This is a genomic window from Shimazuella sp. NTD247, assembly GCF_059510415.1.
Map to the genome: position 1 here is coordinate 1 of NZ_JCAJZU010000024.1, position 1131 is coordinate 1131.

The following is a 1131-nucleotide window of genomic DNA, read 5'->3' on the forward strand; positions in this document are numbered from 1 at the left end:
GGAGTTACAGGCCCAACCGGCCCAATAGGATCTACTGGAGTTACAGGCCCAACTGGCCCAATAGGACCTACTGGAGTTACAGGCCCAACGGGTCCAATAGGACCTACTGGAGTTATTGGGCCAACTGGCGCAACAGGAGATACAGGTACCACCGGAGCCACCGGAACGACTGGAGCACGTGGAGAAACCGGTGCTCCTGGAGGAGCAACAGGCTCAACCGGTCCCACAGGTTCAACCGGTCCAACGGGAATCCAAGGTCCTGCGGGCCCAATTGGAGCAACAGGAGTTACCGGAAGAACAGGTCCGACAGGTTCAACCGGTCCAACGGGAATCCAAGGTCCTGCGGGTCCAACTGGAGCGACCGGAGCGACAGGACCTACAGGACCTACTGGCTCCACTGGTCCAACGGGAATCCAAGGAGTCACGGGACCAACTGTAACAACTGATAATGCAATGATTGTAAACCCAGGAAGTCAAGTTGTGTCAAATAATACTGCCATCCCACTGAGTACGAATTTAGTGATTAATGGGTCATCTATTTCTCACATTCCTGGTACAGCACAAATACAGCTTGCCCCCGGTCAAACTTATTTAGCGATTTATGAGACAGCTGTAACTACAGTACCCGGAATAGCAGCACAAGTAGTATTGCAGTTAACTGGAATCCCGATTTCAGGTTCAGAATCCATTAATTCATCTTCTACTCTTGGTCTTTCTGTTGAATTGAATTCACAAGCGGTCTTTAATACGCCACTTATTGGTAACTCCATTTTAACCTTAGTAAACATTAGTGGATCATCAGCTACATTTAGTGGCACAAATATCACAATTGTTCGCCTATCTTAGGTTTTTAGAAAGAATAAAATCAAGTATTCATTTCAATACCACTTTTCAAAAGGTGGTATTTTTTTCTGATTGTATAATCCTTTGTATTTATTTTTGAATATAATGATTTGTATTTTTGTAGAGTAAGAAAAATAAGAAGGGAAGGGAGGCAACCTTTGTTGCAAGATATGTTAGGAACTTTTTCTAATACATTTCTCATAGATACTAAAAAACTTACTACCTTTATGCAAGTTACAGGAGCGACAGGTCCGACAGGTCCAACAGGAGCGATAGGTCCAAGAGGAC

1 pseudogene is annotated in these 1131 nt (G+C 44.8%); it reads left to right on the top strand.

Features of this window, described 5'->3' with window-relative positions:
• Positions 1 to 846, top strand: a pseudogene (locus AC5WOC_RS21165) (hypothetical protein); the annotation flags it as partial.
• Between the last annotated feature and the right edge of the window lie 285 nt (positions 847 to 1131).